Source organism: Corynebacterium sp. AOP36-E1-14 (assembly GCF_052377495.1).
Taxonomy (GTDB): Bacteria; Actinomycetota; Actinomycetes; order Mycobacteriales; family Mycobacteriaceae; genus Corynebacterium.
This window is the reverse complement of the sequence record NZ_JBQSWV010000059.1, coordinates 1-3,227: the sequence shown is the minus strand read 5'-3', so window position 1 is coordinate 3,227 and position 3,227 is coordinate 1. Positions and strand designations below refer to the sequence as shown.

Annotated in this window: 4 protein-coding genes; all 4 read left to right on the top strand. The window is 63.9% G+C overall.

Annotated elements, in window-relative coordinates:
• The first annotated feature begins 249 nt into the window (after nt 1-249).
• The 4 genes from ACT3TD_RS14670 to ACT3TD_RS14655 all read left to right on the top strand — a co-directional run bounded on the left by ACT3TD_RS14670 (nt 250) and on the right by ACT3TD_RS14655 (nt 3,078).
• Nucleotides 250-1,479 (top strand): tyrosine-type recombinase/integrase, encoded by a 1,230-nt coding sequence (locus ACT3TD_RS14670; protein WP_444615229.1) that lies wholly within the window; start codon nt 250-252, stop codon nt 1,477-1,479.
• Nucleotides 1,476-2,090, top strand: coding sequence for a hypothetical protein (locus ACT3TD_RS14665; RefSeq protein WP_444615228.1), 615 nt, complete (start codon nt 1,476-1,478; stop codon nt 2,088-2,090). The genes ACT3TD_RS14670 and ACT3TD_RS14665 overlap by 4 nt, the downstream gene beginning before the upstream one ends.
• Nucleotides 2,091-2,271: 181 nt before the next feature.
• Nucleotides 2,272-2,478 carry a helix-turn-helix domain-containing protein gene (locus ACT3TD_RS14660; RefSeq protein WP_444615227.1) on the top strand — a complete coding sequence of 69 codons (207 nt, stop codon included), beginning with the start codon at nt 2,272-2,274 and terminating at the stop codon, nt 2,476-2,478.
• 3 nt (nt 2,479-2,481) lie between these two features.
• The gene (locus ACT3TD_RS14655; protein WP_444615226.1) at nt 2,482-3,078 is read left to right on the top strand and encodes a hypothetical protein; all 597 of its coding nucleotides are present in this window, start codon (nt 2,482-2,484) and stop codon (nt 3,076-3,078) included.
• The last annotated feature ends 149 nt before the right edge of the window (nt 3,079-3,227 follow it).

Below are 3,227 nucleotides of genomic sequence, written 5' to 3'. Positions count from 1 at the left end.
GCCAACCACACCGCCCCCCGCCCCAACTTGGTACCCGGGGGGACGACACCGGGCACGCGAGGATCACATCGGCATGATCGTGTGCTTCATGCCCGGTAAAATCTGTGTGGTCTCAGCGACTTGCGAGAAGCACCGTTTGAGCAGGTCAAAACCCATGGTAGTGTCACAAGGATAGGTACACAAGTACGCACAAGTGCCCACCCGTTGGTCCATCTTTGGTCCAATGGGTACCAGACGAGGAAGACCACCATGACGAAGAAGACCGGCGGGGAAGACAAGGCACGCACGAGGGCCGCGTTTGGGACTATCGACCAACGAGGGGCCAAGTGGCGCGCCCGTTACAGTTACCGGGGCCGCCGATACACCGCCCCCCGCACATTCGGGGACGAGAGGCGCGCCCGTGTCTGGCTCAACAACGAGTGGGACCTGATCGACAAAGGAGTGTGGGTCTCCCCCTCCGAGCGGGAGAAGCGCGACAAGCGGGTCAATATCAGCGTGGACCGGGCCGTCGAGCACTGGATAGACAGCACCGGCAAACTAGCCCCGTCTTCCCGCACCCGCTACGACAGCCTTCGCCGGAACCACATCGCCCCGTACCCGGTCGCCAAGGTCCTGATTGCCGACCTCACGCCCGCTGACGTAGACGACTGGTACAACGCCATGCAGCGGAAGAACGGCACGAAGAAGACCACGACCGCCGGGGCCTATGCCCTGCTGCATACCGTCCTCCAAGCACTGGTGAGGAACGAGACCCTACCCCGCAACGTCTGCACCATCGACGGCGCAGGAACACAGCCCGACTCCCCTGACAAGGTGGTTCCCACACCCGTGCAGTTGGCTGCCCTGGTCGAGCGCGTCCCGAAGGCCTACCGGGTCGCCGTACAGGTAGCGGCGTGGTGTGCCTTGCGCCCGGCTGAGTGGGTCGAATTGCGCCGTAAGGATATTGAACGGCACCCGCAGCCCGTAGGCTCGGACGGAGCATGCCCGGAAGACCGGCTAATCCTGCACATCGACCGGCAGGCACACCTAGACGGCAGCGAGTGGCACATGAAATTGCCTAAGGGTGAGAAGACGCGGCGCGTGGAGGTGCCGCCGCACATCGTCCCCCTGCTGGACGAGCAACTACGGGAGCGGTCACAGCCCGGCCCCGACGGGCTGGTGTTCCTGAACACGGAGAATCGGCAGGTCAGCCCCGCGAACTTCGGCAAGGGGTTCAAGAAATGGGCCGCCGACATCTGCCCTGGCGCGACTCCACACAGCCTCCGCCACTACGGGGCGATCACCCACCAACAAGCCGGAGCGACCTTGCGGGAGACAATGGATCTCCTGGGCCACTCCACCCCGAAGACAGCCCTGTCCTACCAGCACGTGGCCCACGGGCGCATGAGTACCCTAGCCGCCCGCATGTCCGACCTAGCCGCCCCCACCACCGACACGACCACCGACACGACCACCGACACGAAGGATGACAACCAGTGACCGACCATAACGAGCAGCAGGGCCTAGGACGATTCGCACCGCGCGGCAAGGAGGTCCTAGAGGCAATCATCGAGGCTTACGACCGTGAACACCCGGACGGACAGAGCGACGGTGTGCGGTCGGTGACTATCACAACCCCGCGCGAGGACGGAAAAGGTTCTCGCCCGGTGTGCCAGTTCCTCCTGTACGTCCGTGACGGGGAGGTCTACCGGGTGGGGCTAGCCCGGCAACGCAGGGACGCCGCACCGAACCCCTACGAAAGGTCGGGGGGCCTCCTGGGCCTGCACGACTGGTGGGCCGACGGTGCCCCGGTGTCGGACGCGGACGGGGAGCCGGAGCCGGGTATGACCGCCGCGCAGATGATCACGGGGATGATCGAGCGTGCAGAGACCACCAGGACCGGGCACCAGGACGAGGACCGGCACCCGAACGCCCCACTCACAGCCGGTGTGCACCTGGTTCCAAGAAGGGACGGGGACCACCGGTGGCAGATGCCGGGGTTCAAAATACGGGGGTCCGTACTGGCAAAGACGCTGAACGCCCTGTGGATTAGTGGGGTGCGTGAAGTGCCCCTTGATCTGGTTAGGGCCGCTTGGCGACGATTCCGCTAACCACGCCTCGGGCAGTTTCGGTGTACGAGTGTGTACGAGTGGGGTACGGTGGGTCTCACATCGGTTCCTAGGGGACCGGTTTCTGTCCCGGTTTTGACCGGGGGGGACTGCCAACATTTCCATTCCGCACAGTGGCGCTCACGCGGGCATGTTTGGCATACGCCAGGAACCGAGGAACACCATGAGCGCCACGCTCACCAGGTCCGCTAGGCGGTACTCCACCGTCAAGGACGCCGCAGAATACGCCGCTACCAGTACAAACACCGTCCGTCGCTGGATTGATGCGGGGAAGATCAGCGGATTCGCTACCGGCACCCGCTTTCTCCGCGTTGACCTGAACGAGATTGACCGGCTGCTAGAAGGCCGTGCCGTGAAGGTGGTGGCGTAACCCATGACCACCACCGACAACACCTCCCGCGAGTTCTACACCGCCCCAGAGATTGCCCGACGTCTCACAGTTGACCGTGAGTACCGGGAAGCCGTGAGTGGCCCCGGGGTCAGTCTCGCGGACGCTGCTTTCACGTTCGCCTCCGCCCCGTTCACCCGACGGTCCGAGCCGGAGCCGGTCACCGCCGAGCAGGTCGAGAGCCTAGCCCACACGGAGAACATCCCCACACAGGTCGTCGGGGACCCCAACCTGCCCCGCTATGTCCTGTACGGCTGGTCCGCGATTCGTGAAGCCCTGGGACTTTCGCCAGTCGTGCCAACCGCCGTCCGCGCAAAGGCTGCGGAAGTGGACCCGGACGCCCGGCCTGACGATGTGGACTCCATCAAGGCCGTGAGCGCGAAGACCGGAATTGATCGGGGGACTATTCGAGCATTGGTGGATTTCGGTGCTGTCCGCGATTGGGCCGAAACCCGCGAGTTCATGACGAGTGCGGCGAAGCCTAACGGCAAGAAGCGAGCCGCCATGCAGTCGTTCACTGGCTACCCGCTTATCTCGAAGGCCGAAGCTCTGGCAGTCGCCGAGCACGGCCTAGGCATTTAGGCAGAAACGGCAAACCCCCGCCAAGGGTCGGAAGCCCAGCGGGGGCATGTCTGCCTGAATGGTCCAGAACCCAAACCAGACGCGGTGACCAAGCAGTTCCAAGGAATTGGGAACAAACACATTGTATCACACGTCAGTGCAGGTTAAGG